The sequence below is a fragment of the Maricaulis virginensis genome, assembly GCF_027922185.1.
In the GTDB taxonomy this organism is placed as follows: Bacteria; Pseudomonadota; Alphaproteobacteria; order Caulobacterales; family Maricaulaceae; genus Maricaulis; species Maricaulis virginensis.
The window spans coordinates 648,702-675,384 of sequence record NZ_BSFE01000001.1; the positions used below are offsets into that span (position 1 = coordinate 648,702).

Consider the following 26,683-nt stretch of genomic DNA (forward strand, 5'->3'; position numbering starts at 1 on the left):
CGGGCCTCTGGGAGAAAGTCTGCGTAGCCGGGTGTGCGACTGTCTGCCCCGTCGCGGCGAGCGGAATGCCGGACTGTCTCGCTGGTGAGACAGTCCGGCGGTGCTATTCGATACCGAGGCGCTTCATGCGGCGGTAAAGCGTGGCGCGGCCGATCCCCAGCTCGCGGGCTGTCGCGCTGGCATTGCCGTTATTGCGGGCCAGGGCCCGGCGAATCTCGCTGCGCTCTGCAGCATCGAAACCGGGCATTACAGAGCCGGCCGAAAGCAGGTCCGCCGCGGGCCGTGGCGATGCCAGGCTGGCATCGTCCAGACCCAGCCCCTGCCGCGCCGCGCGCGTAGCGCCGACGACGAGATCATCGCTGTCGACAGCCAGCAGGGCCGGGCCCCGGGCGCTGTCGCCGGGGGCGACCAGGATGCGGTGACCGGAAAAGGCGGCGCTGAAATGTTCCGCCTCGATCCGCCGTGCCGCTTCCGTGACGATATTCCCGATCAGACCGGTGAGGCTTTCATTCATGTCCCGCCGGCAGGACGAGACGTCCAGCGCACCGGCCAGCCGTCCGCGCTCGTCGAAGATCGGCGCGTCCATACAGCTCATCCCGGTATTGCGGCTGTGAAAATGCTGGTCGCGATGGATGGTCACGGCGCGCTTTTCCACCAGGCAGGTGCCGATCCCGTTTGTGCCTTCGCTCGCTTCGCTCCACACCGCGCCGGTCCACAGACCCCACCGGTTGAAGGCGGGGTCGTGCGATGGCGATCCCTGCCGTTCCAGCACCACGCCGTCGGCATCGGTGAGAAGAACACAGCACCCGCTGTCGCCGACCGTCTGCAGGAGCCGCGTCATCGCCGGCCGGGCGATCGACAGAAGCCGGCCGGCCTGCTCGCGCGCCTGATCGAGTTCCCGGCCGGTGAGCCGTTCGGGCGCTTGCGGAGTGTCCGGGTCGAGGTGGTGGTAATTGAGCGAGCGCGACCAGGATGCTGCCACGAAGGACCGCGCAACGGCGCTGTCGCTGCTGGCGGTGCTGAAGACAAGATCGGCGTGCCTGGCCTGCACGGGCGCTCCCCGGTGAAGTTGGTCGCGGTCTTTGCGAGCCGCGTTACACGAAGACTGACACGAAACCGCGCCGCGTCAAAACGGCGGGGCGTCATCGTTTATGTTCAGCCTTCGGCGCGCAGCGTGGTCGCCGGGTCGAGGGTGCGCAGGGCGGCGTAGTGGGACAGGAAGACCTGGCCGGACAATTCGTCGAACAGGCCGGCCTTGATCAGCCCGTCGGCCACGGGGCCTTTCACCTCTGACAGGTGCAGGCGAATGCCCGCCTCCTGAAGCCGGGCATTGATGGTGCGCAGGCTGCCGAGCGCACTCGCATCGACGAAATTCACCGCCGGGCACATCAGGACGAGATCGGTCATCTCCGGCTCGCCGGCTGCGATCCGCGCGATCAGCTCTTCCAGGAAGCGCGCATTGGCGAAGTAGAGCGCGCTGTCGACCCGCAGCGAGACCACATGCGGCGAGACGATCACGTCATGCCGGTCGACATTGCGGAAATGGTGCGTGCCCGGCACCTGTCCCAGCCGCGCCCAGTGCGGCCGCATCGTGCGCTGGAGCACCAGTCCGACCGAGACGGCAACGCCCAGCGTCAGGCCGAACTCGATACCCAGGAAGAGCACGCCGAACAGGGTCAGGAAGGCTGCCGCGCCGTCGGACCGGGAGTAGGTCCAGGCGTGCCAGGCGCCCTTGAAGTCCGCGAGCTTCCAGATGGCCGCCAGGATGGTTGCGGCCAGCGTGGCCTTGGGCAGGTGATGGAAAGCCGGGGTCAGGAAGGCTGCGACGAGCAGGATGAGCAGCGCTGTAAAAACGCCGGCATAGGGTGTGCGGGCACCGGCAGTCTCGTTGACGACCGAGCGTGCGAAGCCGCCCGTCACCGGATAGCCGCCGGTCAGCGCCGCCGCGGCATTGGCTGCGCCCAGGCCGAAAAGTTCGCGATTGGGCTGGATGTGTTCGCGATGCTTGGCAGCCAGTGACTGGCCCACCGAGACGCTCTCGACAAACCCGATCAGGGAGATCAGGGCCGCCGGTCCGAGCAGGGCGCGCCAGGTCTGGAGATCGACAGTCGGGAATTGCAGGGGCGGCAGGCCGGAGGGCAGGCTGCCGACAATCGCGAGGCCGGTCTGCTCGTTGAGGTGCAGCGTCCATGCCGCGATTGTCGCCGCGGCGACCAGAGCCGCAGGTGCAGCGCGCACCAGGCTGTCGCTGAGGGCCTTGCCGAGACCGATGCGCTGCAGGAGGGCCGGCAGGACGCCCCGCGTCATCAGCAGGAAAGCCAGGCTGGCACCGCCCACAAGAAGAGCGATCCCGTCAAAACCGGCAAGGCCCTGGACAAAGGTCATCGCCAGCTCGGGCAGGGTCGCGCCATGCATGTCGATCCCCAGCATATGGCGCAGTTGACTGGCGATGATCAGCACGGTCGACGCGGTGATGAAGGCATCGACCACCGGCCGGCTGAGGAAATTGGCGACACTGCCGAGGCGGAACACGCCGAACAGAAGAAGAAAGAGGCTCGACAGCAGGGCCAGCGCTCCGGCCGCCGCTATCTGGTCGGCGGGATTGTCCAGACCGAGCGAGCCGACAGCCGCTGCCGTCATCAGTGAAACGACGGCGACAGGGCCGACCGCCAGGACGCGGCTGGAGCCGAACAGGGCATAGGCGATCAGCGGAGCGATGGACGCGTAGAGGCCTGCCTGCGGCGGAAGCCCCGCCAGCAGCGCATAGGCGAGGCTCTGCGGGATCAGCAGGATTGCGGTGACCACGCTCGCCAGCGCGTCGGCGCCCAGCGTCGCGCGGTCATAGGTTTTCAGCCAGCCGAGCCCCGGCAGGAAACGGGCAGCGCGATCGAGGAGTGTGTCAGACCGCATCGATCGGCAGTTTGAGGTAGCGTAGGCCGTTGGCGGCCGGTTCGGGCAGATTGCCGGCACGCATATTGATCTGCACCGAGGGCAGGATCAGACGGGGCATGTCCAGCGTGGCATCGCGCTCGGTCCGCCAGGCCACGAACTCGTCTTCGCTGGTCCGGGCATTGAGATGGATATTGCCGGCCTTTTCCTCGGCGACCGTGGTCTCCCAGGCGAAGAAGTCACGGCCCGGCGCCTTGTAGTCGTGGCACATGAAAAGACGGGTCTCGTCGGGCAGGGCGTAGATCTTCTGCACAGAGTGGTAGAGCTGGCGCGCATCGCCGCCCGGGAAGTCGCAGCGCGCGGTACCGAAGTCCGGCATGAACAGCGTGTCGCCGACAAAGGCGGCGTCGCCGATATGATAGACCATGCAGGCGGGGGTGTGGCCTGGCGTGTGGATGGCCTCGGCCTCGATATTGCCGATCGAGAAGCGCTCGCCGTCCTGGAAGAGATGGCCGAACTGCGAGCCGTCGCGGGCGAAATCCGGACCGGCATCGAACAGGTCGCCGAACACTTTCTGCACGTCCGTCACATGACCGCCGATGCCGATCTTTCCACCCAGCCGGCTCTGGATATAGGGCGCCGCTGACAGGTGATCGGCATGGACATGGGTTTCCAGGATCCAGTCGACCGTCAGGCCCGCTGCTTTCACATACTCGATGATCGCGTTCGCCGAATGGGTCGCCGTACGGCCGGAGGCCTGATCGAAATCCAGCACGCTGTCGATGATCGCCGCGCGGTCCGTCTCGGGATCCGACACGACATAGGAGATCGTGAAAGTATCCGGGTCGAAGAAGGACTTTACGGCAAGCTGGGTCATGATGGTGGCGGGCTCCTGGCGGATTACTCGGACTCGATATAGGTTATGTGCATATTCATGCAAATATGAAGCTATGCGGCGCGCGGTCGCAGGCGGCGACTGTCTAGCCTATCCGGCGGGCCGGCAATAGGTGTCGTAGAGGGTGGATATCAGGTGTTCCAGCCGCGTGTCGGCGAGGGCGTAGTAGATGGTCTGTCCGTCGCGCCGCGTCCGCACCAGCCCCTTGTTGCGCAGGATTGCCAATTGCTGCGACATCGCCTGGGCCCGCATGTCCAGCGCCTCGGCGAGTTCGCCGACCGATCGCTCCTTTTCCACCATGGCGCACATGGCGAGAAGACGATTGGGGTGGGCGAGGGTCTTCATGATCTCGGACACCTCCTCGGCGACCGGCCGCATGTCGTCGTATTGCATGGTGTGCCTGCAGGAGTTTGTAGCTACAGGGGTGTGTAGGTGATTGCGGGGTGTGGGGGAAGGGGCCGGAGTAGGTTCATCTCCAAACACCGTCATCCGCCGGCTTGTCCGGGGGACCTCAACCCTCCTGCTGGACATTGGCTTCGCGACGTCATGACCGGGCTCTTCGCCAGGTTGGCGGAGGTCCCCCGGATCCCTGCTGACGCAGTGACCGTGGGATGACGAGGTATTGGCCGTATTGAAGAAGCGGCTTGCGTCGAGCTGCCCATCAACTGAAATGGGCTATTGTGTTAGCGCGCTAATACGCTATATCGGCCCTCAAGGAGACCGGACCCATGGACGACCTGTCTGAAAACACGCGCGCTTCGGCGCCGGATCTGGCGCCGCTTTGCGAGGCGCTGCTGGCCCTGCGTGATGAGCGCGAGGCCGACCGCTTCCTGCGTGACCTGCTGACACCGGGCGAGATCCGCACGCTGGTGGAACGCTGGCGCGTGGCGCGGTTGCTGGACGAGGGCGGTCATTCCTATCGCGAGATTGCCGAAATGACCGGCGCCTCCACCACGACGGTGACCCGGGTCGCCCGTTTCCTCAGCCAGGAGCCCTGGCAGGGCTACCGCACCATTCTCGACCGCCTCAAGGAGCCGAAATCGTGACCTCCCCGCGTCTGCGTATCGCCGTTCAAAGCAAGGGCCGCCTCGCCGAGGGCGGTATGGACCTGTTGAAGCGCTGCGGCCTTCGTTTCGCCTATGGCCGGGACAAGCTGCACCAGCGTGCCGAGAACATGCCGGTCGATCTGATGCTGGTGCGCGATGATGACATCCCCAACTTCGTGGCGTCCGGTGCCTGCGATTACGGCATTGTCGGCGAGAATGTGCTGCGCGAGGAACAGGCCGCCGGCGGCCGGGCCCGCGAGCTGGATGTGGCGCTGCGCCTGGGGTTCGCCGGCTGCACGCTGAAACTGGCAGCCGCCCAGGGCGGAGACATCCGCTCGTCTGCCGATCTGGCGGGCAAGGCGGTCGCGACCTCCTATCCGGCGCTGACGGCACAGTATCTGCGCGAGCGGGGGATCGAGGCGGAAATCGTCGAGATGCGTGGCTCGGTGGAAGTGGCACCCCGCCTGCGCATCGCCGATGCGATCTGCGACCTTGTCTCCTCCGGCGCGACGTTGCAGGCCAACGGGCTGGCGGCCTTCGAGACGGTGCTGGAGAGCGAGGCCGTTCTCATCCGGCGCAGCACGGGCCGGGATCCCCGGACCGACGCGGTGGCGAACGTGCTGATGCGCCGGGCCGAGGGTGTGATCGCCAGCTCGCAGACCAAATACATCATGCTCAACGCGCCCAAGGACAGGCTCGAAGCGATCCGCAACCTCCTGCCGGGCGCCGACGCGCCGACCATCGCCCGGGTCGCTGGCCGGGACGATGTCGTGGCCATGCATGCGGTCTGCCGCGAGCGGGTGTTCTGGGAAACCCTGGAAGCGCTCGAAGCGGAGGGCGCGCGCGCCATCCTCGTCCTGCCCATCGAGAAAATGCTCGCCTGAGGTTCGTCATGCTCGACACGCTGATCTGGAAAGACGCCACAGAGGCACAACGGCGTCGGGCGCTGGCGCGTCCGGTCGAAACCGGCACCGCCGACGCGGCGGCCCGCGAGATCGTCGATGCCGTGCGGGCGCGCGGCGACGAGGCGGTCCGCGCCTACGCAGCCCGTCTGGATGGCCACGCGCCGGACGATTTCCGTGTGCTGGCCGAAGCGCTGCGCGAAGCGCGAAAGGGTATGGACCCGGCCGACATCGAAGCCGTCAAAGCGGCTGCGGACGCTGTGCGGCGGTTCCACGTCCGCCAGGGTTATTCGGGTTATTCCGTCGAGACCTGGCCTGGTGTCATGGCCTCGCGCCGGGCGACGCCGGTCGATGTGGCGGCACTTTACGTGCCCGCCGGCAGTGCGCCGCTCGTCTCGACGCTGATCATGCTGGCTGTGCCGGCCCAGCTGGCCGGTGTGCCGCGGATTGTCGTCGTGGCGCCGCCGGCCGGTGAGGGCGGGGTGAACCCGGCGCTTCTGGCCACCGCGGAGATTCTCGGCATTGACGAGGTCTATGCGATCGGCGGGGCCCAGGCGATTGCCGCCCTGGCGACGGGTGCGGCAGGCTTGCCGCGCGCCGACAAGATTTTCGGGCCCGGCAATGCCTATGTGGCCGCTGCCAAATCCTATGTCGCCGGACTGCCGGGCGGGCCGGCGATCGACCTGCCGGCCGGACCGAGCGAGGTGATGGTGATTGCCGACGACCGCGCCGACGCTGAACTGGTCGCCAGCGACCTGCTCAGCCAGGCCGAGCACGATCCCTCCGCCCAGGTGGTTCTGGTGTGTTTCGATAGCGCGACCCGCGACCGTGTAATCGCGGCGACCGAAGCCCAGCTGGCGCAATTGCCCCGGGCGGAAATCGCGCGGGCGGCGCTGGCAAGCTCCTGCACGGTGATCTGCGACACGCTGGAAGAGGCGGCCGAGGTGGCCAATGTCTACGCACCGGAACACCTGATCCTGCAGGCCGATGCGGCCGAGCGGCTGGTCGGCCTGGTGCGGCATGCCGGTTCGATCTTTGTCGGTGCCTTCACGCCGGAAGCGGCCGGAGACTATGCCGCCGGTCCCAATCACACCCTGCCGACCAGTGGAGCTGCGCGCGCCTATGGCGGCGTGACGGTCGAGGCCTTCCAGAAGACCACGACCATCCTGCGTGCCACGGCCGAGGGCGCGGCGGCGATGGCGCCCGCCGTCGAGCGTCTGGCAGCGCTGGAAGGGCTGGAGGCTCACGCGACAGCGATGCGTCTGCGCCGTGAACGGGCCGGGGCCCAGCCGGGTGTGGCTGCGGCCGGCGGTCCGCGCGCTGGCACGAAACGCCGCAAGACAGCCGAGACGGATGTCACCGTGACCGTCAATCTCGATCGCGACGGGCCCAGCCGGATTGCGACCGGTGTGGGTTATTTCGATCACATGCTCGAACAGGTCGCCCGTCATGGCGGGATCGCGCTGGACGTGGCGGTGGAGGGCGATCTTCACATCGATGCCCACCACACGATCGAGGATGTCTGCCTGACGTTCGGCGAGGCCTTGCGCGAGGCGTTGCGGGACAAGCGCGGTCTTGCCCGCTTCGGGTTCGAACTGCCGATGGACGAGACGCGGGCTGCGGTCTGGATCGATCTTTCAGGGCGGCCGTTTGCCAAATTCGAGGGCGAGATCCCCGGCGAGACCGTTGGCGAATTCCCGGTCGAGATGACGGCGCACGCCTTCCGCTCCATCGCGGAGAGCCTGGGTGCGGCGATCCATGTGAAAGTCGAGGGCGAGAATGCCCACCACATGGTCGAGGCCTGTTTCAAGGCTTTCGGCCGCGCCCTGCGCAAGGCCGTGCGGGTCGAGGGCGATGCGCTGCCGTCGACCAAGGGAATGCTGGCATGACCATCGCCCTGATCGATACCGGCTGTGCCAATATCGCCTCGGTGCGGTTTGCACTGGAGCGGGCGGGGTTGGACCATGACGTGGTCACCGAACCGGCCGGTGCGGCGGACTGCGACCGCATCATCCTGCCCGGTGTCGGCGCGGCAGGACCGGCCATGGAGCGTCTCAAGGCGCGCGGCTGGAGCGAGACGCTGCCGCAGGACGGCCGGCCGCTGATGGGTATATGCCTGGGCATGCAGCTCCTGTTCGAACACTCGGCCGAGGGCGATGTCGACGGGCTCGGACTGCTGCCGGGCCGGGTCGAACGCCTGCCACGGCCGGACGGGCTGGTCTGGCCGCACATGGGCTGGAATGCGCTTGAGGGGTTCGCCGTCGGGGAACCGTTGCTGACCGGCATTTCGGCCGGATCCCATGCCTATTTCGTGCACGGCTACTACGTTTCCGCCGGCCGGGTGACGCAGGCCCAGTGCGACTACGGCGTTCCGGTCTCGGCGATTGTGCGTCAGGGGCAGGTCTCCGGCTGTCAATTCCATCCCGAGCGCTCCGGAGCCGTGGGCGCGCGTATCCTTTCCAACTTTGCGGGTATCAAGGCGTGATCCTCTATCCAGCCATCGACCTTCTCGACGGCCGCGTGGTGCGGCTGCACAAGGGTGAATTCGACGCCGTCACGGATTATGGCGACGACCCCGTTGCCGTGGCCGAAAAGTTCGGCGAGGCCGGCGCCAGCTGGATCCATGTCGTCGACCTGTCCGGCGCCCGCGACGGCCGGCGCCGGCAGAGCGATACGATCCGCGATATCTGCCGCACGGGATTGCGGGTGCAGACCGGCGGCGGGGTGCGTTCGTCCGAGGATGTGGAAGATCTCCTGGCGATGGATGTCGAGCGGGTGATCGTCGGGTCGCTGGCAGTGACGGAGCCGGAAAAAGTGTCCGGATGGCTGGCCCGCTATGGCAGCGAACACATCACGCTGGCGCTGGATGTGCGGGCGGTCGGGGGGCAGTATCGCCTGGCCCTGAAGGGCTGGACGGACCTGGCGGACACCACGCTGGACGATGTCGTCAGGGCGTATGACGGGGCGAAATTGCGCCACGCACTTGTCACGGACATCGGACGTGACGGTGACCTTTCTGGCCCGAATGTGGGACTTTACTGCTACATAAGTGCTCAATTTCCTGACATTGCCTGGCAGGCCTCCGGTGGCATTTCATCCCTGGAGGATATCACGGCGGTGCGGGATGCGGGTGTTGCCGGGGCGATTTCCGGCAAGGCCTTGTATGAAGGCCGGTTTTCTCTTGCGGAGGCGTTGATATGCTCGCAAGACGGATAATCCCCTGCCTCGATGTCCGCGATGGCCGCGTCGTCAAGGGCGTGAAATTCCGCGACCACGAGGATGTCGGCGCGATCGTCGATCTGGCCCGCCGCTATTCCGCCGCCGGCGCCGACGAGCTGGTCTTCTACGACATCGCAGCCTCGGCCCGCGGAGCCACCGTGGAGCCGGAATGGGTGAGCCGGGTAGCGCGGGAGATCGACATTCCCTTCTGCGTCGCCGGGGGGATCCGCAGTGTCGACGATGCCCGCGCGCGCCTGTTCGCCGGGGCCGACAAGATCTCGATCAACTCCCCGGCGCTGGAAAGCCCGGACCTGATCGACCGCCTGGCGCACGAATTCGGCAGCCAGTGTGTCGTTCTCGGCGTGGACAGCCGCAAGATCGAGGGCGAATGGCGGGTGCACCGGTATACCGGCGATCCGGACAAGACCCGCACCGACGAACGCCGTACGCTGGACTGGATCGCCGAGGGCCTCGACCGCGGTGCCGGCGAGGTCGTGCTCAACTGCATGGACATGGATGGCGTTCGCGACGGTTATGATATCGAGCAGCTCGCTGCTGTGAGGGCGATCTGTTCGACCCCCCTGATCGCGTCGGGCGGGGCCGGCCGAAAAGAACACTTCAAATCCGTGTTCGAATTGGCCAATGTCGACGGCGCGCTGGCGGCCAGCGTATTTCACAAAGGGGTCATGGAGATAGGCGATCTGAAAGCCTATCTTGCCGCCGAGGGAATCAGGGTCAGACCATGATTGAAGCGAACTCCCTGGACTGGCAGAAGTCCGACGGGCTTATTCCGGCCATTGTCCAGGATCATGCCACGCGCCAGGTCCTCATGCTGGGCTATATGAATGAAGAGGCGCTGGCGAAGACGGTCGAGACCGGCAAGGTGCATTTCTTCTCGCGCTCCAAGCAGCGCCTGTGGAAGAAGGGCGAGACTTCGGGCCACACATTCAAGCTGATCTCGATTGCCGCCGATTGCGACAAGGACACGCTGCTGGTCGAGGTGAAGCCGAAAGGCCCGGCCTGCCACACCGGCACGGTGAGCTGTTTCGGCGACGATCTGGCCCCGGGCCTGGGCTTCCTGGCGCATCTGCGCGCGATCATCCGCAAGCGCAAGAAGGACAATCCCAAGGGCTCCTATGTCGGCGGGCTGATGGCGCGGGCGCCGAAACGCCCGGCCCAGAAGGTCGGCGAAGAGGGTGTGGAAGTGGCCATGGCCGCGGTGTCGGAAAGCAAGGCGGCACTGAAGGCCGAGGCCGCCGACCTGCTCTTCCATCTCATGGTGCTGCTGGAAAGCCGCGACCTCTCGCTCGAGGATGTCGTCGGCGTGCTGCGCAAGCGCCACGCCGTGCGCGCGGAAAAGACGGGGCGGAGCTGATCGGGGCGACGGGAAGGGCTCACCCCGCCTGCGGGGGAGCTGTCCGCGACAGCGGACTGAGGGGGCGGCGCGAAGCGGCGCAGAGCGTGCCAGCGCGCACCTGTGACTCACCCCCTTCGACCTCACCCGGCCCAAAAGGCCGGGCTCGGCCACTTCCCCCGCTCACGCAGGGGAAGCCTTGGGTCTGACCTTTGGGGAGGCGTGAAATGGCCAGAACCGGGCTTGTTGCGCTGATCGTTGCAATCGGCATAGCGGTGCCCGCCAGCGCCCAGGACGTGATCGTCGTCACCGGCGACCGGGCCGGCGAGGTGCGGGACGCGGCGGCACTGTCGCTCGGCGTGATCGGCGCGGCGGAGATCGCGGAGATTGCCGCGCAGCATCCGGCCGAACTGCTCAACCGGGAAGCCGGGGTCTTCATTCATCGCGGCAATGGCGCGGAACATCTCACGGCGATCCGCTCGCCCGTGCTGACGGGCGGGGCCGGGGCGGGCGGTTTTCTCTATCTGGAAGACGGGATTGCCCTGCGCGCACCGGGCTTTGCCAATGTGAACGGGCTGTTCGAGGATATTGGTCCGCTCGCCGGTGCGGTGGAAGTGCTGCGCGGTCCCGGTCCGTCGCTCTACGGCTCCAACGCCCTGCACGGTCTGGTGAATACACGCACGCCCGACCCGGCCGCAACGCCTTCGCGTCTCGTCGCCGAGGCGGGCCGTTTCGGGCGCTATCGCGGCGAGGTCGTGCTGGCGCGGCCGGGCGAGACGGTGTCCTCGCTCATCGCGGTGTCCGCCCGTCACGAGGATGGCTGGCGCGAGGCGGCCGGTCTCGATCATGTGCGTGCCCTGGTGCGGGCCGATGGCGAGGCGCGCGGCATCGACTGGCGCTTTACCGCCGCCCTGGTGCAGCTGAATCAGGAGACGGCCGGTTATGCCGCGGATTATCGCGACCGCGCCGTGGCGCGGGCCAATGGCGATCCGGAAGCCTTCCGCGATGCCCTCGCCGGCCGGATGAGCCTGGCCCTGCGCGGTCAGGCGCCGGAGGGCTGGACCTGGTCGCTGACGCCCTACTGGCGGGCCAATGCGATGGATTTTCGCATGCATTTCTTCCCGACCGATCCTCTGGAGGAAAGCGGGCACCGTTCGGCGGGCGTGCAGGGCGCGCTGTATCGCGAGCGCGGTGCCTGGCGGATCACACTGGGCAGCGATCTGGAATGGACGCGCGGCTGGCTGTCGGAAACGCAGGAAAACCCGACCCGCTTCTCTTTCGTCCAGGGCGATCATTACGACTATGCGGTCGACGCCCGGGTGGCCGCGCTCTATGCCCGGACCCGCTGGCAGGCGAGCGAGCGGCTGAGCCTGATCGCCGGCGCCCGCTGGGAGGCGACGCGCTTTGACTACGACAACCGTCTGCCGGACGGATCGGTGGGCCGCTATCTGCGCCTGGCCGACCGCAGCGATGATTTTTCCACCTTCGCACCGGACTTCGGATTTCTGTTTGAAGTTACGGAAAATGCCTCACTATTCGGTCGTGTTGCACGCGGGGTGAGGGCGCCGCAGACCGCCGAACTCTACCGGCTGCAGCCTGGCCAGACGCTTGCCGGGATCGAGCCGGAAACCCTGGACAGTGCGGAACTGGGCTGGCGCCAGGATATCGGCGCCGGGCGGATCGAGATCACGGCTTTTGCTATGGAAAAGTCCAATGTCTTCTTCCGCGATGCCGACGGTTTCAACGTCACCGACGGCGCCACCGATCATCACGGTGTCGAATTCGATATCGCCTGGCCGCTGACCGGCACGCTGGAAGCCGGCCTGACCGGCACCTGGGCCCGCCACACCTATGCCTTCGACCGCCCCGTCAGCGCGGCCAGCGAGGGCATCGCAAAGGGCAATGATGTCGACACGGCACCGCGCTGGCTGTGGACCGGCCGCCTGGCCTGGACGCCCCTGCCGCAGGCGGATGTGTCGCTGGAATGGACCCATGTCGGCGCGTATTTCACCGATGCCGGCAACCTCAACACCTATGAGGGCCACGATCTTTTGACCCTGCGCGCGCAATACCGCGTGAGCGAGCGCACAACCCTCTACGGCGCCATCCGCAATCTCACCGGCGAAGCCTACGCCAACCGCGCCGACTACGCCTTCGGCAATGCCCGCTACTTCCCCGGCGAACCGCGTAATGTCACTGTGGGTATTCGGGTGACGGGGTAGGATTTCGGGGCATCGGACACGACACAGGCAGACCCACGCGATACCGCGCCATCCTTCCCCTTGATGGGGAAGGTGGGCCCTCCGTAGCCTTGGCGAAGGAGGGGCCGGAAGGGGTGAATCCCGGTGCCGACAGGTTTGCTGGAAACCTCCGACACTTCGCCGCCACCCCATCCACCACGCCTTCGGCGCGGTCCCCCTTCCCCATCAAGGGGAAGGATGGCGTGTGCCGGCACAATCAGGTCGCCAACCGGGAGAACCGCATGAAACACTTTCTGACCGCCGCCACAGCCGCGCTGGCCCTCACGGCCACGGCTGCCGCCCAGGACTATTTCCCGCCCCGGGGCGATGCGGACTGGGAGCGGCGGGAGGCGGCGGAGATGGGGCTGGACCCCGTTGCCCTGCAGGCCGCCGTGGAGTTTGCCATCGCCAACGAGACGGCGCCGCCGGAAGGCTGGACCGGGGTCGATGTGCGCGATCTGTCCGTCATGGTGCCGCTGACCTGGGCCTATGAACCCTTTTCCAGCCCGGTGGGCGAACTGCGGCCGCGCGGTGGCCCGGCGGGGATCATCCTGCGCGACGGCTATATCGTCGCCGAGTGGGGCGATCCGGAGCGGGTCGACATGACTTTCTCGATCTCCAAGAGCTTCCTGTCGCACACGGTGGGGCTGGCAGTGGATGACGGGCTGATCGCCAGCGTCGACGAGCCGGTGTCCGGCTCGGTCGAGGACTCGCGCTTTCATACCGATCACAATGCGCCGATCACCTGGGACCAGATGCTGCGCCAGACTTCGGGCTGGTGGGGCACGCTGTTCGGCAAGCCGGCCTGGGCCGACCGTCCGGCGCGCGACAATCCTGCGCGCGATCTCGTTGCGGGTCCGCCGGAGCCAGGTTCTGCATGGGAATACAATGATGTGCGCGTGAATGCTCTGGCGCTGGCTGCACTGCATGTCTGGCAGCGTCCGCTGCCGGATGTGCTGGCCGAGCGGATCATGGATCCGATCGGCTCGTCCGGCACCTGGGAGTGGCATGGCTATGAGAACAGTCATGTCGAGATCGGCGGGGAAGAGATGTGGTCGGTCTCCGGCGGCGGCCATTGGGGCGGCGGCATGATGATCTCGGCCTATGACCAGGCGCGCTTCGGCCTGCTGGGTCTCCATCGCGGCAACTGGGATGGCGAGCAATTGCTGTCCGAGAGCTGGTATGAGCGTTCGCTGACGCCGACCGATGTGATGCCGTCCTACGGCTATATGAACTTCTTCCTCAACACGCCCGGCGATGAGCGCGCGGCGATCGCCGTGGAGGAGGCGCCGGCCGGAAGCTTTGCCTATCTGGGTGCCGGCGCGAACATGATCTTCATCGATCCAGAGCACGACATCGTCGCCGTCGTCCGCTGGATCGATGCCGGCCAGCGCGGCGCATTCATCCGCCATCTGATGGCGGCGGTGGAGGAGTAGGGTCAGAGGCGGCGAGCGCCGGTCAACCTGTCCGTTTGTGCTATTGCGCATCGCGCCATGCTGCGCCCAACCTGCTGCGATGACGGCAGAGCCAGGGGGATGGCGTGGATCGCTTGTGGATGACAACGGCGCTGGCCCTGTGCCTGGGCGCGGCAGGACTGGATCAGGTTTCGGCCCAGACAGCGGCCCAGACGGCCGGGCAGGCTGTCCCGGCCGCAACGGCGCCGGCGGAACGCTCCGACGACGAGTTGTGGAACGAGCTGAAGGCACTGTCCGGCTCGCCGGTCGAGGACGGGCTGTGGGAGGCCGCCGAGGCGGCGACCGAGCATGTCTTCGGATCGGCGCTGGAGCGCGAGACCGGCGAGAAGGTGTTCGAGACCATCGCCGCGGCGCTGGAGCGCGACTGGCGCGGGGCGGCACAGCTGGCGGGGCCGGAAATCCTGTCGGCCTACCTGCCCGGCGTCGGCCAGTATATCGAACTGGTGCAGAGCGCCGCGCAGCAGATCGACCGGGTGACCGATGAATGGGCTGCCCAGCTTTACGACCACGACTCCTATCGCTGGGTGGAGGAGCAGGTCGCAGCGGAATACACCCGCTTGCGCGCGCCGATGGTCGACCAGCTGAACGAGCCCTTCTACGGCTATATCGACGATGACAGCTATGCCTTCATGCCCAGCTATGCGCTGCCGGTCGGGTCGCAGGCCCAGATCCGGGCGCGGGCCTTCGAGGCGCAGCTGTTCGAGCGCTTCATGCAACAGCCCTTCATGGATGAGCTGACCGCGACCGACTACACCTCCAATGGCGGCGGGGTGGGCGGGCTCTACACCCGCTCCTATCCGGCGATGGTGCGCGAGATCCTGGGCTATGAGCCCGAGCCGCGGCGGTTGTTCAATTATTTCTACCACCGCGCCACGCGGCAGAATCTCCAGACCTATTTCGACCTGCACGAATATGTCGAGGCCGAGCATATGCGCCGCCGGGCGCGCGAGCGCCGGCAGGCGGTGATCGATGCCTATCGTGCCGCGCTGGCCGAGCAGAACACGCCGCAGCCCTACATCCATCTCGCCTGTCCCCCGGCGACGGGTTTCCAGGCCGGGTTTGACGGGGAGGTGCACGATGACCGCGCCAATTCCGGCATTCGTGCCTTCCGCACCGAATTGTATGCGGCGGCCGAGGCGCACGGGGTCGATGCGGCCGCGATCGAGACGATGGTGGCAAGCCGGATCTCGCCCGGCCTGATCACAGATGTCGCCTATCGTTTCAATGTGGCCGAGATGGAGAATCCGCCTGCCGGAACGCCGCGGCCGGCGGCCTTGAGCCTGGTGCTCTCGCCGGAAGTGCTGGGCACGATCTGGTCGGGCCGTCCGACCTCTATCGCCGCGTCGCGACGCACGGCACATATCGCCTTCGGCAAGGCGCTGCTGGACACCGGACCGCAATTGCTGTCGGCGCATTTCGCACCGGTTGCGGCTGTGGGGCCGGGCGATCCGGCGGCCCAGCCCCTGACGCTGACCGTCACCGGGGTCGACTTCACACATGCGCACCGTTTCGGCGCCAATATCCGCTCGCGGCTGGCGCTGGGCGTGGCCGCCTGTTTCGAGGGCGAGGTGCTGTTCGACACGACGATCCGGACCGGGGAGTTCGATGTCGGGTATCGCGGGCTCGGTTTCAATCACTCCGAGAGCATGACGGTGATCGCGATGGAGGGGCTGGCCCTGGCTCTGGGCGAGGCCGCTGACCGGATCGCTGTCGGTGCGGACGGGCGGCTGGCGACCTATCTGGCCGGCGCGTCGCCGCAGGAAAGGCTGAGCGGCGCCGCTGCGGAACAGGCTGCCGCGCGCCAGCCCGTCCAGACTGCCTCCGCGCCGCCCGCCATGCCGCGTTCGACGGTCGAGCGCATGCGCGAGCTGGAGGAATTGCGCGAGGCCGGCATGATCGATGCGGACGAGTTTGCGCGGTTGCGGTCCGAAATCCTCGGCGCGCTGACCAGCGGGGATTGAGTGCCGGTCTAACCCTGCGGGCTGAAGCGTTCGGTCATCGAGTGGCGCGAGCCGGGATGGGTCAGGCGGGCATAGGTGACGACGTCCTGGCCCTGGAAGGTGCGGCGCTCCAGCACGAGGCAGGCCGCGCCGGGCTCGACGCCGAGACGGCGGGCCAGCTCCGTATCGGCATTGATGGCGGAGACCGTGTGTTCGGCCTCGGTCCAGGGCGCGGCGCGCAGCAGCCAGCCGCCGGGGCCTTCGGTGTGGAAACCGGCCTGGGCGGCGCCGGGCAGAAGGGCGAGATTGATCCAGCGTTCCTCGAACTCGACGATCTCGCCATCCGCCGTGTGCAGGCACTCCACATGCTGCAGACGCGCGCCGGGCGGCAGGCGCATGGCCCGGGCGATCCCGGGCGAGGCGGGCACGGTGTCGTCGGTCTCGCAGACATAGCCATAGGCCTGGCCGCGGGCGGGAATGGCCTTGGCCATGTCGACGATTTTCAGCAGGGCGGCGGGCGCGTCGGGCTGGGCCACGAAGGTCCCGGCGCGCCGGCGGCGGACCAGCAGGCCTTCCTCGGTCAGTTCCCGCAGGGCGCGATTGACCGTCATGCGGGCCGTGGCGAGCGATTGCGAGAGATCGGCTTCCGAGGGCAGGCGGTCGCCCGGCTTCCAGGCACCCGACCGGATCTGCGCGGTCACGGCGCGCTTGATCTGGTCGTAGACCGGCCCGCGCCCGTCCAGTTCGATGGCCTCGATCTGCGGCATCAGCCCCCTCCGTGCAGCAGGTCCGCAATGGCGGTGCGATAGGCGGCCAGTGCGCTTTCGCGTGCCCGGGCGCGGCCTGCTGTCACCTGCGCCTGTCCGCCGACATGCACCGAGCGGACACACCCCTTGTCGCCGCAGAATATCCAGCTGTCCAGCAGAGCATCCGCAGATCGTCCCGTCAGGTGCGGATTTTCGGTGTCCAGCTCGACGAAATCGGCGCGCTGCCCGGGGGCGAGACCGGCGGCGGGCTGTTTCAGGGCCCGGGCCCCGCCGGCGAGGGCGGCTTCGAACAGGGTGCGGCCTGTCGAGCGGCCAGGCGCGGCGAGCGCATTACGGCGGCGGGCGGTCAGGCGGACGCCGTATTCCAGCAGGCGCAGCTCCTCGGCGAGATCGATGCGGATATGGCTGTCCGAGCCGATCCCGATCCGGCCGCCGGCCTCGAGATAATCGCGCGCCGGAAACAGCCCGTCGCCCAGATTGGCCTCGGTCAGCGGGCACAGGCCGGCCACGGCGCCGGAGCGGGCGAGGGCGGTTGTTTCGCCGGCGTCCATATGGGTCGCGTGCACGAGGCACCAGTCGGCATTAACCGCGACATGGTCCATCAGATGGGCGACCGGGCGCCGTCCCGTCGCCGCGATACAATCCTCAACCTCTTGTGTCTGCTCGGCAATATGGATGTGGAACGGGGCGTTTTCCACAAGTGGCAGAATGGCAGAAATATCCTTAACGGGGGCGGCGCGCAGGGAGTGCGGCGCCAGGCCCAGCCGGGCATGGGGCAGGGCTGCGACATGCGCCTGCGCCGCTTCGACAAGCGCGGCATAGCTGTCCGGATCGTTGAGAAAGCGGCGCTGGCCATGGCCGGCCGGGGCGGCGTTGAAACCGCCATAGCGGTAATACACGGGCAGCAGGGTGAGGGCGATCCCGGTCGAAGCGGCGGCGGCGCACACCCGTCCGGCCATCTCGGCGCGGTCGTCATAGGGCGTGCCGTCGGGACCGTGATGGAGATAGTGGAACTCGCCGAGAGAGGTGAAGCCGCTCTCCAGCATCTCCACCTGCACCCAGGCGGCAATCGCCTCGACATGGTCGGGGGTGAGGCGGTCGTTGAAAGCGTACATCAATTGCCGCCAGGACCAGAAACTGTCCTCGCCCTCGCCGCGGCGCTCGGTGAGGCCGGCCATGGCGCGCTGGAAGCTGTGCGAGTGCAGATTGGCGAGACCCGGCACGACTGTGCCCAGCCGTGCCGCCTCCTTCGCGGGCTGTGTGTCCGTGTCGATACCGGCGATCAGGCCGGCGTCGTCGACACGGATGGTGACGCCATCGGCCCAGCCATCGGGCAGAAGGGCGGACTGGCAGTAAAATTCAGCCATGGCGGCATGACCCCGCTGGACAGACTCGGTTTGAGGAATTTATTGTATAGACAATTAGCCGCATGCAAAGGCCGTCCCATGCAATTCGACCGTCTTCTCACGAATGCGCGCCTGGCGACAATGGTGCCCGGCGGCACCGCTTATGGCGCCATCGAGGACGGCGCGATCGGGATTTCCGGCGAGCGGATCGCCTGGGCGGGCCCTGTGGCCGAGGTGCCGGGCGAAGCTGCCGTCACCGAGAATATGGACGGGCGCTGGATCACGCCGGCCCTGGTCGATTGCCACACCCATCTCGTCTTCGCCGGCGACCGCTCGGACGAGTATGAGCGCAAGCTGGCGGGCGAGGATTATGCCGCCATTGCCCGCGCCGGCGGCGGGATCCGCAAGACCGTCGAGGCGACGCGCAAGGCCGGTGCGGCCGAGCTGGCCGCCGGAGCGCTGTCGCGGCTCGATGCCTACGCGCTGGAAGGCGCCGGCACGGTCGAGATCAAGTCGGGCTATGGCCTCACCCACGACAGCGAACTGGCGCAGCTGAAGGCGGCGCGCGGGGTTGGTCTGGCCTCGGGCATGCGCATTTCCGCGACCCTGCTGGCGGCGCACACCGTGCCGGTGGAGTATGAGGGCCGCCCGGGCGCCTATATCGACGAGGTCTGCATCCCGCTGGTGCGCGAGGCCGCACGGACAGGGCTGGCCGATGCGGTCGATGCCTATTGCGAGGGCATTGCCTTCACGCCGGAAGAGACGCGCCGTCTGTTCATCGCCGCCAAGGCGGCCGGCCTGCCGGTGAAGCTGCATGCCGACCAGCTCTCCGATACCGGCGGCGGCCAGCTGGTCGCCGAGTTCGGCGGCCTGTCGGCGGACCATATCGAATACACGAATGAGGCGGGCATTGCCGCGATGGGCAAGGCGGGCACGGTGGGCGTGCTGCTGCCCGGCGCCTTCTATGCCCTGCGCGAAACGCAAAGACCGCCGGTCGAGGCGATGCGCGCGGCCGGTGTGCCGATGGCCGTGGCGACCGACGCCAATCCGGGCACCTCGCCGCTCGTCTCGCTGCTGACGGCCGCCAACATGGCCTGCACGCTCTTCCACCTGACCGTGGAGGAGGCGATCGCGGGCATTACCCGTGAGGGCGCCCGGGCGCTGGGTCTGGCCGGCGAGATCGGCACGATCGAGGCCGGCAAGATGGCGGATCTCGCCGTCTGGGACATCGAGCGTCCGGCGGAACTGGTTCAATGGATCGGAAAACGGCCCCTGCATGGCCGTATCCTGGGAGGAGAATGGCTGTGAGTTCGGTGACCGTAACCCCCGGCAGGATGATCCTGGCCGACTGGGCCGCAATCTGGCGCGGTGCCGGCGTGACGATCGACCCGGCCGCAAAGCCGGATGTCGATGCCGCGGCGCAGACTGTCGACGACCTCATCGCCTCGGGCCGGGCGGTCTACGGGCTCAATACCGGTTTCGGCAAGCTGGCCCAGACCCGCATCGCCAATGAGGAACTGGCCACGCTGCAGGAAAGGCTGGTGCTGTCGCATGCTGCCGGCGTCGGCGATGCGCTGCCCGAACCGGTCGTGCGCCTGATCCTGGCCCTGAAGATGGCCTCGCTGGCCCGCGGTGCTTCCGGCGTGCGCTGGACGACGATCGTGGCGATCCAGGCGATGCTGGACACGGGCGTGCTGCCGGTGATCCCGTCCCAGGGCTCGGTCGGGGCCTCCGGCGATCTCGCGCCGCTGGCCCACATGTCTGCCGCCCTGATCGGGGCGGGTGAGGCGACGTACCAGGGCGAGCGCCTGCCGGCCGCGGACGCGCTGAAAAAGGCCGGGCTGGAACCGGTCCGGCTGGGCCCCAAGGAGGGACTGGCGCTCTTGAACGGGACGCAGGCTTCGACAGCGCTGGCACTGGCCGGCCTGTTCGAGGTGGAAAGCGGTTTCCAGGCGGCGCTGCTGTCCGGCGCACTGTCGGTCGAGGCGGCCAAGGGCTCGGTCGCGCCTTTCGATCCGCGCATCCACCAGCTGCGCGGCCATCCCGGCCAGATCGATGTGGCGCAGAGCTTGCGCGATTTGCTCGAGGGATCGGGCATCCTCGCCAGCCACGAGAATTGCGACAAGATCCAGGATCCGTACTGCCTGCGCTGCCAGCCGCAGGTGATGGGCGCGGTGCTGGACCTTCTGCGCCAGGCCGGCCAGGTGCTGGAACGCGAAGCCAATGCCGTCACCGACAATCCGCTGGTCTTCACCGATACCGGCGAAGCCATCTCCGGCGGCAATTTCCACGCCGAACCGGTCGCCTTCGCGGCCGACCAGATCGCCATGGCCGCCTGCGAGATCGGCTCGATCTGCGAGCGCCGCATCGCGCTTTTGACCGATCCGGCCGTTTCCGGCCTGCCAGCCTTCCTGACGCCCAATCCGGGCATCAATTCCGGCTTCATGATCGCCCATGTCACGGCCGCGGCGCTGGTCTCGGAGAACAAGCAGAAGGCGTATCCGGCCTCGGTCGACAGCATTCCCACCTCGGCCAACCAGGAAGACCATGTCTCCATGGCGACGCATGGCGCCTTCCGCCTCCTGAAAATGGCGGAGAACCTGCACAATGTGGTGGCGATCGAGACGTTGTCCGCCGTGCAGGGGATGGAGTTCCACGACGGGCTGACCTCATCGCCGCGGCTCGAGGCCGTGCGGGGATGTTTGCGCGAGGCGGTTCCCGCCTACGGCGACGACCGCTATTTTGCGCCCGATATCGCCAGCGCCCGTCGCCTGGTGACGGGCAGGGGGCTCGTCGCGGCAGCGGGTGAATTGCCCGGGATTGCCTAGATGAACGTCTTCTTCGAGAAACGCGGAAGCTCGCCGCTGATCGTGTCCATGCCGCATTCGGGAACCCATCTGCCCGACGGGATGGCCGAGCGGATGACCGAGGCGGCACGCGGCCTGCCGGACACGGACTGGCATGTGCCGGAGCTCTACGATTTTCTCGGCGAGCTCGGCGCCAGCATGATCCGCGCCACCCATTCGCGCTATGTCATCGATCTCAATCGCGACCCGACAGGCGCCTCGCTCTATCCCGGCCAGGCGACGACGGAACTGGTGCCGACAACGCTGTTCGACGGATCGCCGGTCTACCGGCCGGGCGAGGAACCGGACGAGGACGAGATCGAGCGGCGCCGCACGGATTATTACGATCCCTACCACCGCGCCCTGACCGAGATGATCGTCAAGGTGCGCATGGAGCACGGCTATGTCGTGCTGTGGGACGCCCATTCCATCCTCGATGAAGTGCCGCGCCTGTTCGAGGGCGTGCTGCCGGATCTCAATCTGGGCACGAATGGCGGGGAGAGCTGTGACCGGACCATCGAGCGCTGGGCGGTGAAGGCGATGATGGATCACGAGGATTATGCCTCGATCGTCAATGGCCGTTTCAAGGGCGGCTGGATCACGCGCGCCTATGGCCGCCCGGGGCTCAACGTGCATGCCCTGCAGATGGAACTCGCCCAGTCGGCCTACATGGACGAGGGCGAGCCCTGGACATTCAGCGAAGACAAGGCGGGCAGGCTGCGCCTGGCGCTCAAGGACACAATGAAGGCGGCCCTGAAGGCGGCCGCGATGCTCTATTCCGGAGAGGTGAAGTAGTTGGCGCCGGGCTGTGGGCAAGAATGTTCTCCGATGGGTGAAAGGCAAGCGAAACGGTGCGAGCGCGTCATCCTTCCCCTTGATGGGGAAGGTGGCCCAGCGCGCAGCGCTGGGTCGGAAGGGGTGAATCCCGGTGCTCGATAGCTTGCAGAAACCTCGCCCCCACCCCCTCCACCGCAGCAGAGCTGCGGTCCTCCTCCCCCATCAAGGGGGAGGATGGCGCTCCGCTATCGCGCTTTATTCGCCACGGCCCGTTTTGAAGGAAAGTCTCTTATGAATACCCGCCGCGACAATTCCCGCATCATCCGCGCCAGGCATGGCAGTGAACTCGACGCCACCCACTGGGCGGCCGAGGCGCCGCTGCGCATGCTGATGAACAATCTCGACCCCGAAGTGGCCGAGAAGCCGGAAGAACTGGTCGTCTATGGCGGGATCGGCCGGGCCGCGCGCGACTGGGAGAGTTTCGACCGGATCGTTGCGACCCTGAAACGGTTGAAGGAAGACGAGACGCTGCTGGTCCAGTCCGGCAAGCCGGTGGGCGTGTTCCGCACCCACAAGGACGCGCCGCGCGTGCTGATCGCCAACTCCAATCTCGTGCCCCACTGGGCAAACTGGGACCATTTCCGCGAGCTCGATAGGAAGGGGCTCATGATGTACGGCCAGATGACGGCCGGGTCCTGGATCTATATCGGCTCGCAGGGCATCGTTCAGGGCACGTACGAGACCTTCGTCGAAGCCGGGCGCCAGCATTATGACGGCGATCTGGCCGGCCGCTGGATCCTGACCGGCGGCCTGGGCGGGATGGGCGGCGCCCAGCCGCTGGCCGCGACCATGGCGGGCGCCTCCATGCTGGCCGTGGAATGCCAGCCGAGCCGGATCGAGATGCGCCTGAAGACCGGCTATCTGGACCGCAGGGCCGACACGCTCGACGAGGCGATGGACATCATCAACGACGCCGTGGCGAAGAAGGAAGCCGTCTCGGTCGGCCTGCTGGGCAATGCGGCCGAGGTGTTCCCGGAGCTGGTGAAGCGCGGCATCAAGCCGGACATGGTCACCGACCAGACCTCGGCGCACGACCCGGTCAATGGCTATCTGCCCGCCGGCTGGAGCCTGGCCGAATGGGACGAGAAGCGCGAGAGCGATCCCGCTGCCGTCGAAAAAGCCGCCAAGGCCTCGATGGCCGTGCAGGTAAAGGCGATGCTCGACTTCTGGGAGATGGGCATCCCGACGCTCGACTATGGCAATAATATCCGCCAGATGGCCCAGGATGAGGGCGTTGCGAACGCCTTCGATTTCCCCGGTTTCGTGCCGGCCTATATCCGCCCGCTCTTCTGCCGCGGCATCGGCCCCTTCCGCTGGGCGGCGCTGTCGGGCGATCCGGAGGATATCTACAAGACCGACGCAAAGGTGAAGGAACTCATCCCGGACAACCCGCACCTGCATCGCTGGCTCGACATGGCGCGCGAGCGCATCCGGTTCCAGGGCCTGCCGGCGCGGATCTGCTGGGTCGGGCTGGGCGAACGGCACAAGCTGGGCCTCGCCTTCAACGAGATGGTGGCGAAGGGCGAGCTTTCGGCGCCCGTCGTGATCGGCCGCGATCACCTCGATTCAGGCTCGGTCGCCAGCCCCAACCGGGAAACCGAAGGCATGATGGACGGGTCCGACGCCGTCGCCGACTGGCCGCTCCTCAACGCGCTGCTCAACACCGCCTCCGGCGCCACCTGGGTCTCGCTGCATCATGGCGGCGGGGTCGGCATGGGCTATTCCCTGCACTCCGGCCAGGTCGTCATGGCCGACGGCACACCGGAAGCTGCCAAACGCGTCGGCCGCGTCCTGTGGAACGATCCTGGCACCGGCGTGATGCGCCATGCGGATGCCGGGTACGAGATCGCGAAGGATTGCGCGCGGGAGCAGGGGCTGGATCTGCCGAGCGTGGTGTAGGACTTTCGCAGCTGCTTTCCCCGGAGGAGCGGAGCGAATTCCGGGGCCTGGCGGCGCGGGCCGTGGTGCGAAGTTGTCGACAACGCCAGACCCCGGAACACGTCCGGGGGAAGTGGTAGAATAATCCCGCCTCCACCATCGTCATTCCGGCGAAAGCCGGAACCCAGATCGCAGAACTCGGTCGGAACCTGATTGGCACGATCCCGCTTTGTGATCTGGGCCCTGACTTTCATCAGGGTGACGACCCGTAGACCGGGACGGTAAGCGCCGTCTGCTCGATGGAAAAGCCGCCTGTCCCCCGCTCCGCTGACGCGCGCCCCTTACCCCTCGCTGCGCTCGGACCTCTCCCCGGCGGGAGAGAGGTGGCGTTGCGCCGGGATGACAATGGAAATCGGGAGCAATAGAAACATGGCAACGAATCCCCGAGGAGCCCCGCCATGTCCGACGCCTTTTTTGCCGATCTTCGTGCCGAGCTGGAAAATATCGAGGCGGACGGGCTCTACAAGCGTGAGCGGATCATCACCTCGCAGCAATTCTCCGAGATCGATGTGCGGGCGAATGGCGATGAGAGCCATGTCATCAATTTCTGCGCCAACAACTATCTCGGCCTGGCCAACCGGCCGGAACTGATCGAGGCCGCCAAGGCGACCCTGGACAGTCATGGTTTCGGCGTGGCCTCGGTGCGCTTCATCTGCGGCACGCAGGACCTGCACAAGCAGCTGGAGGCGAAGATCGCCGAATTCACCGGCTGCGAGGACGCCATCCTCTACGCCGCCGCCTTCGACGCGAATGGCGGCGTGTTCGAACCGCTGCTGGGGCCGGAGGATGCGATCATCTCCGACGCGCTCAACCACGCCTCGATCATCGACGGTGTGCGCCTGTGCAAGGCGAAGCGCTATCGCTACGCCAATTCGGACATGGCCGATCTGGAGACCCAGCTGAAACAGGCCCGGGCCGACGGCGCGCGCCACATACTGATCGTCACCGACGGCGTGTTTTCCATGGACGGCTATATCGCCAATCTGCCGGAGATCGTGCGGCTGGCGAAACAGTATGACGCGCTGACCATGGTGGACGATTGCCACGCGCACGGCTTCATGGGCGCGAAGGGGCGCGGCACGCCGGAACATTGCGGCGTTTTCGGCGAGATCGACATCATCACCGGCACGCTGGGCAAGGCGCTGGGCGGGGCGATGGGCGGCTTCACCGCGGCGCGCAAGGAAATCGTCGACATGTTGCGCCAGCGCTCGCGGCCCTATCTCTTCTCCAATTCGCTGGCGCCGGCCATTGCAGGCGCATCGCTGAAGGCGCTGGATATGGTGGCCGAAGGCGACGATCTGCGCGCGCGCCTGTTCGACAATGCCAAGCGCTTCCGCGCCGGCATGAGCGAGGCCGGTTTCGACCTCCTGCCGGGCGAGCATCCGATCATTCCGGTGATGCTGGGCGATGCGAAACTGGCCCAGGAAATGGCGGCGAAACTGATGGATGAGGGCGTTTATGTGATCGGCTTCTTCTATCCGGTGGTGCCCAAGGGCAAGGCCCGCATCCGCACCCAGATGTCCGCCGCCCACACGCCGGAGATGATCGACCGCGCCGTCGCCGCCTTCACCAAGGTGGGCAAGGCGATGGGCGTGATCTGACGTTCCTCCCCACGCGAGTGGGGAAGAAAGCACCGTACTGCGGGACGGGCGCCATCGGTTTCCCGCTGCCCCTTTGCCCGAATGGCGCTAGTATTGTCCGGCAGTTTCGCCCTTGCGGCGAAGTTCTGCATCCGAATGATCGCTTGGGGGCATCACACGGGTAACGGTGACACAGGGGACCGATATGACGGATACCAGCGAAATGCGCGCCAGCAGCGCTCGTCCTTCCGACGAGATGCTGCCCTTCCTCAATAATTTCCACGACATCTTCACCACGCTCGGCGTGCTGATCCTGCTGGGCGGGCTCGGCGCCGGCGCCGGCCAGGTGATGGCCGGGCTCGACATGGCCGAGGGCAGCCAGGCCTGGCAGAACATATTGATGGCGCTGATCGGCGGTATCGCCGTGTTCGCCTGGTTCCTGTCCGCCCTGCTGGTCGGCAAGCAGCGCCGCATCCTGCCCGGCATCGTGCTGTCGGGTGTGTTCGGTGTCGCGACAGCCATCGTGCTGGTCTGGGGCTATGCCCAGTTCCTGATCCACGTCACGGGCATTTCCGAAAGCAGTTTCGAGCTGGGCAGCGAGAGCGCCGAAAACATGGCCTTCGGCCGCGACGCGGTGATGGCGGTGGTGTCGCAGATCCCGCTTTCCGTGCGCGTCATGCCGGTCGTGTTCGGCCTCGCCTTCGTGCTGCCGATGATCGCCTATTACCGCGTCTATCGCCTGCCGTTTGCCGGCGGTCTGGTCGGCGCCGGCACGGTGATGACGGCCGTGCTGACCCTGCTCGTCATCGAGCCCTATACGGCCATTGTCTGGATGCCGACGATCAATGTCGCCGCCGGTGCTGCCCTGCTGCTGGCGGGGATCATGTTCGATGCTCGCGACCCGGGCCGCGAAACGCGCCTGTCCGGCACGGCCTTCTGGCTGCATTTCTTTGCCGCCCCGATCCTGCTGGGCGCGGTGCTCAACATGGCGCAGGTCGGCCTCACGCTCGGCGAGAGCGATTTCGCGAATCCTGACGCGATCAATTTGTTTGCAGCCCTGGCGACAGATAGTGCCGAGGCGATGCGCCTCGCCGTGACAGCCCTGGTGGTGATCGGCCTGTTTGCGCTGGTCTCGCTGCTGATCAACCGGCGCGCGCTGATCGTCTCCGGCCTGGTGACCGCGGGCGTGTCGATCGGCGTCATCGTCAATTCGACCGATCTGGGTGCCGGCGTGGTTGTCGCCGTGACGCTGCTGGTGCTGGGCGGGATTGTTGTCCTGCTGGGCGCGGCGTGGAACCCGGTGCGCCGGCTCCTGCTTCTGCCCATCCCGCAGGACGGCCCCCTCGGCCGCATCTTCCCGCCGGTCAGCGCCGCCGAAGGCTGACCGCCCGCGTCGGCAAAGGAATGAG

At 66.9% G+C, this 26,683-nt stretch carries 22 protein-coding genes; 16 read left to right on the forward strand and 6 right to left on the reverse strand.

Annotation, left to right across the window (positions count from 1 at the left end; translation table 11 throughout):
* Positions 1-103: 103 nt before the first annotated feature.
* The 4 genes from PKE71_RS03130 to PKE71_RS03145 all read right to left on the reverse strand — a co-directional run bounded on the left by PKE71_RS03130 (position 104) and on the right by PKE71_RS03145 (position 4,177).
* On the reverse strand, positions 104-1,051 hold the full coding sequence (locus tag PKE71_RS03130) for a sigma-54-dependent Fis family transcriptional regulator (RefSeq protein ID WP_271185497.1): 948 nt from the start codon (positions 1,049-1,051) through the stop codon (positions 104-106).
* Between the two features lie 104 nt (positions 1,052-1,155).
* Positions 1,156-2,910 (reverse strand): SulP family inorganic anion transporter, encoded by a 1,755-nt coding sequence (locus PKE71_RS03135; RefSeq protein ID WP_271185498.1) that lies wholly within the window; start codon positions 2,908-2,910, stop codon positions 1,156-1,158.
* Positions 2,900-3,766, reverse strand: a complete 867-nt coding sequence (locus PKE71_RS03140) for an MBL fold metallo-hydrolase (RefSeq protein WP_271185499.1) — start codon at positions 3,764-3,766, stop codon at positions 2,900-2,902. The genes PKE71_RS03135 and PKE71_RS03140 overlap by 11 nt, the downstream gene beginning before the upstream one ends.
* 108 nt (positions 3,767-3,874) lie before the next feature.
* Positions 3,875-4,177, reverse strand: coding sequence for an ArsR/SmtB family transcription factor (locus PKE71_RS03145; protein WP_271185500.1), 303 nt, complete (start codon positions 4,175-4,177; stop codon positions 3,875-3,877).
* A gap of 335 nt (positions 4,178-4,512) precedes the next feature.
* Between PKE71_RS03145 and PKE71_RS03150 the strand changes: the two genes are divergently transcribed.
* The 10 genes from PKE71_RS03150 to PKE71_RS03195 all read left to right on the forward strand — a co-directional run bounded on the left by PKE71_RS03150 (position 4,513) and on the right by PKE71_RS03195 (position 15,981).
* Positions 4,513-4,830 (forward strand): YerC/YecD family TrpR-related protein, encoded by a 318-nt coding sequence (locus tag PKE71_RS03150; RefSeq protein ID WP_271185501.1) that lies wholly within the window; start codon positions 4,513-4,515, stop codon positions 4,828-4,830.
* Positions 4,827-5,714: an ATP phosphoribosyltransferase gene (gene hisG / locus PKE71_RS03155; RefSeq protein ID WP_271185502.1), complete on the forward strand. Its 888-nt coding sequence runs from the start codon at positions 4,827-4,829 to the stop codon at positions 5,712-5,714. Before PKE71_RS03150 ends, hisG begins: the two co-directional genes overlap by 4 nt.
* A gap of 8 nt (positions 5,715-5,722) precedes the next feature.
* The gene (hisD, locus tag PKE71_RS03160; RefSeq protein ID WP_271185503.1) at positions 5,723-7,621 is read left to right on the forward strand and encodes a histidinol dehydrogenase; all 1,899 of its coding nucleotides are present in this window, start codon (positions 5,723-5,725) and stop codon (positions 7,619-7,621) included.
* On the forward strand, positions 7,618-8,217 hold the full coding sequence (hisH, locus tag PKE71_RS03165) for an imidazole glycerol phosphate synthase subunit HisH (RefSeq protein ID WP_271185504.1): 600 nt from the start codon (positions 7,618-7,620) through the stop codon (positions 8,215-8,217). The genes hisD and hisH overlap by 4 nt, the downstream gene beginning before the upstream one ends.
* Positions 8,214-8,948, forward strand: coding sequence for a 1-(5-phosphoribosyl)-5-[(5-phosphoribosylamino)methylideneamino]imidazole-4-carboxamide isomerase (hisA, locus tag PKE71_RS03170; protein WP_271185505.1), 735 nt, complete (start codon positions 8,214-8,216; stop codon positions 8,946-8,948). Before hisH ends, hisA begins: the two co-directional genes overlap by 4 nt.
* Positions 8,930-9,697: an imidazole glycerol phosphate synthase subunit HisF gene (gene hisF, locus PKE71_RS03175; protein ID WP_271185506.1), complete on the forward strand. Its 768-nt coding sequence runs from the start codon at positions 8,930-8,932 to the stop codon at positions 9,695-9,697. Before hisA ends, hisF begins: the two co-directional genes overlap by 19 nt.
* Positions 9,694-10,326 (forward strand): bifunctional phosphoribosyl-AMP cyclohydrolase/phosphoribosyl-ATP diphosphatase HisIE, encoded by a 633-nt coding sequence (hisIE, locus tag PKE71_RS03180; RefSeq protein ID WP_271185507.1) that lies wholly within the window; start codon positions 9,694-9,696, stop codon positions 10,324-10,326. Before hisF ends, hisIE begins: the two co-directional genes overlap by 4 nt.
* Before the next feature lie 206 nt (positions 10,327-10,532).
* Positions 10,533-12,527, forward strand: coding sequence for a TonB-dependent receptor (locus PKE71_RS03185; RefSeq protein WP_271185508.1), 1,995 nt, complete (start codon positions 10,533-10,535; stop codon positions 12,525-12,527).
* 260 nt (positions 12,528-12,787) lie between these two features.
* Positions 12,788-13,981: a serine hydrolase domain-containing protein gene (locus tag PKE71_RS03190; RefSeq protein ID WP_271185509.1), complete on the forward strand. Its 1,194-nt coding sequence runs from the start codon at positions 12,788-12,790 to the stop codon at positions 13,979-13,981.
* A 104-nt stretch (positions 13,982-14,085) separates the two neighbouring features.
* Entirely contained in the window at positions 14,086-15,981 is a 1,896-nt protein-coding gene (locus PKE71_RS03195; RefSeq protein WP_271185510.1) for an SHOCT domain-containing protein, read from the forward strand.
* An 8-nt stretch (positions 15,982-15,989) separates the two neighbouring features.
* Here the strand turns inward: PKE71_RS03195 and hutC are convergent, their stop codons facing one another.
* Both hutC and PKE71_RS03205 read right to left on the reverse strand, forming a co-directional pair.
* The gene (hutC, locus tag PKE71_RS03200) at positions 15,990-16,727 is read right to left on the reverse strand and encodes a histidine utilization repressor (protein ID WP_271185511.1); all 738 of its coding nucleotides are present in this window, start codon (positions 16,725-16,727) and stop codon (positions 15,990-15,992) included.
* Complete coding sequence (locus tag PKE71_RS03205; protein ID WP_271185512.1) at positions 16,727-18,094, reverse strand: formimidoylglutamate deiminase; 1,368 nt, start codon at positions 18,092-18,094, stop codon at positions 16,727-16,729. Before PKE71_RS03205 ends, hutC begins: the two co-directional genes overlap by 1 nt.
* A 78-nt stretch (positions 18,095-18,172) precedes the next feature.
* On the opposite strand from PKE71_RS03205, the gene hutI reads away from it, so the two are divergent.
* The 6 genes from hutI to PKE71_RS03235 all read left to right on the forward strand — a co-directional run bounded on the left by hutI (position 18,173) and on the right by PKE71_RS03235 (position 26,658).
* Positions 18,173-19,381: an imidazolonepropionase gene (hutI, locus tag PKE71_RS03210; RefSeq protein ID WP_271185513.1), complete on the forward strand. Its 1,209-nt coding sequence runs from the start codon at positions 18,173-18,175 to the stop codon at positions 19,379-19,381.
* Entirely contained in the window at positions 19,372-20,901 is a 1,530-nt protein-coding gene (gene hutH, locus PKE71_RS03215; RefSeq protein WP_271185514.1) for a histidine ammonia-lyase, read from the forward strand. The genes hutI and hutH overlap by 10 nt, the downstream gene beginning before the upstream one ends.
* Positions 20,902-21,714, forward strand: a complete 813-nt coding sequence (gene hutG, locus PKE71_RS03220; protein ID WP_271185515.1) for an N-formylglutamate deformylase — start codon at positions 20,902-20,904, stop codon at positions 21,712-21,714.
* A 273-nt stretch (positions 21,715-21,987) separates the two neighbouring features.
* Positions 21,988-23,655: a urocanate hydratase gene (gene hutU / locus PKE71_RS03225; protein WP_271185516.1), complete on the forward strand. Its 1,668-nt coding sequence runs from the start codon at positions 21,988-21,990 to the stop codon at positions 23,653-23,655.
* Between the two features lie 437 nt (positions 23,656-24,092).
* Positions 24,093-25,295: a glycine C-acetyltransferase gene (locus PKE71_RS03230; RefSeq protein WP_271185517.1), complete on the forward strand. Its 1,203-nt coding sequence runs from the start codon at positions 24,093-24,095 to the stop codon at positions 25,293-25,295.
* 184 nt (positions 25,296-25,479) lie between these two features.
* Positions 25,480-26,658: a hypothetical protein gene (locus PKE71_RS03235; RefSeq protein ID WP_271185518.1), complete on the forward strand. Its 1,179-nt coding sequence runs from the start codon at positions 25,480-25,482 to the stop codon at positions 26,656-26,658.
* Positions 26,659-26,683 lie beyond the last annotated feature (25 nt).

Bases quoted from the DNA above. Each gene is read 5' to 3' on its own strand.
- PKE71_RS03135 (WP_271185498.1), bottom strand. From the start codon at position 2,910: ATGCGGTCTGACACACTCCTCGATCGCGCTGCCCGTTTCCTGCCGGGG.
- PKE71_RS03140 (WP_271185499.1), bottom strand. From the start codon at position 3,766: ATGACCCAGCTTGCCGTAAAGTCCTTCTTCGACCCGGATACTTTCACG.
- PKE71_RS03145 (WP_271185500.1), bottom strand. From the start codon at position 4,177: ATGCAATACGACGACATGCGGCCGGTCGCCGAGGAGGTGTCCGAGATC.
- PKE71_RS03150 (WP_271185501.1), top strand. From the start codon at position 4,513: ATGGACGACCTGTCTGAAAACACGCGCGCTTCGGCGCCGGATCTGGCG.
- hisD (WP_271185503.1), top strand. From the start codon at position 5,723: ATGCTCGACACGCTGATCTGGAAAGACGCCACAGAGGCACAACGGCGT.
- hisH (WP_271185504.1), top strand. From the start codon at position 7,618: ATGACCATCGCCCTGATCGATACCGGCTGTGCCAATATCGCCTCGGTG.
- hisF (WP_271185506.1), top strand. From the start codon at position 8,930: ATGCTCGCAAGACGGATAATCCCCTGCCTCGATGTCCGCGATGGCCGC.
- hisIE (WP_271185507.1), top strand. From the start codon at position 9,694: ATGATTGAAGCGAACTCCCTGGACTGGCAGAAGTCCGACGGGCTTATT.
- PKE71_RS03185 (WP_271185508.1), top strand. From the start codon at position 10,533: ATGGCCAGAACCGGGCTTGTTGCGCTGATCGTTGCAATCGGCATAGCG.
- PKE71_RS03190 (WP_271185509.1), top strand. From the start codon at position 12,788: ATGAAACACTTTCTGACCGCCGCCACAGCCGCGCTGGCCCTCACGGCC.
- hutC (WP_271185511.1), bottom strand. From the start codon at position 16,727: ATGCCGCAGATCGAGGCCATCGAACTGGACGGGCGCGGGCCGGTCTAC.
- PKE71_RS03205 (WP_271185512.1), bottom strand. From the start codon at position 18,094: ATGGCTGAATTTTACTGCCAGTCCGCCCTTCTGCCCGATGGCTGGGCC.
- hutI (WP_271185513.1), top strand. From the start codon at position 18,173: ATGCAATTCGACCGTCTTCTCACGAATGCGCGCCTGGCGACAATGGTG.
- hutH (WP_271185514.1), top strand. From the start codon at position 19,372: ATGGCTGTGAGTTCGGTGACCGTAACCCCCGGCAGGATGATCCTGGCC.
- hutG (WP_271185515.1), top strand. From the start codon at position 20,902: ATGAACGTCTTCTTCGAGAAACGCGGAAGCTCGCCGCTGATCGTGTCC.
- hutU (WP_271185516.1), top strand. From the start codon at position 21,988: ATGAATACCCGCCGCGACAATTCCCGCATCATCCGCGCCAGGCATGGC.
- PKE71_RS03230 (WP_271185517.1), top strand. From the start codon at position 24,093: ATGTCCGACGCCTTTTTTGCCGATCTTCGTGCCGAGCTGGAAAATATC.
- PKE71_RS03235 (WP_271185518.1), top strand. From the start codon at position 25,480: ATGACGGATACCAGCGAAATGCGCGCCAGCAGCGCTCGTCCTTCCGAC.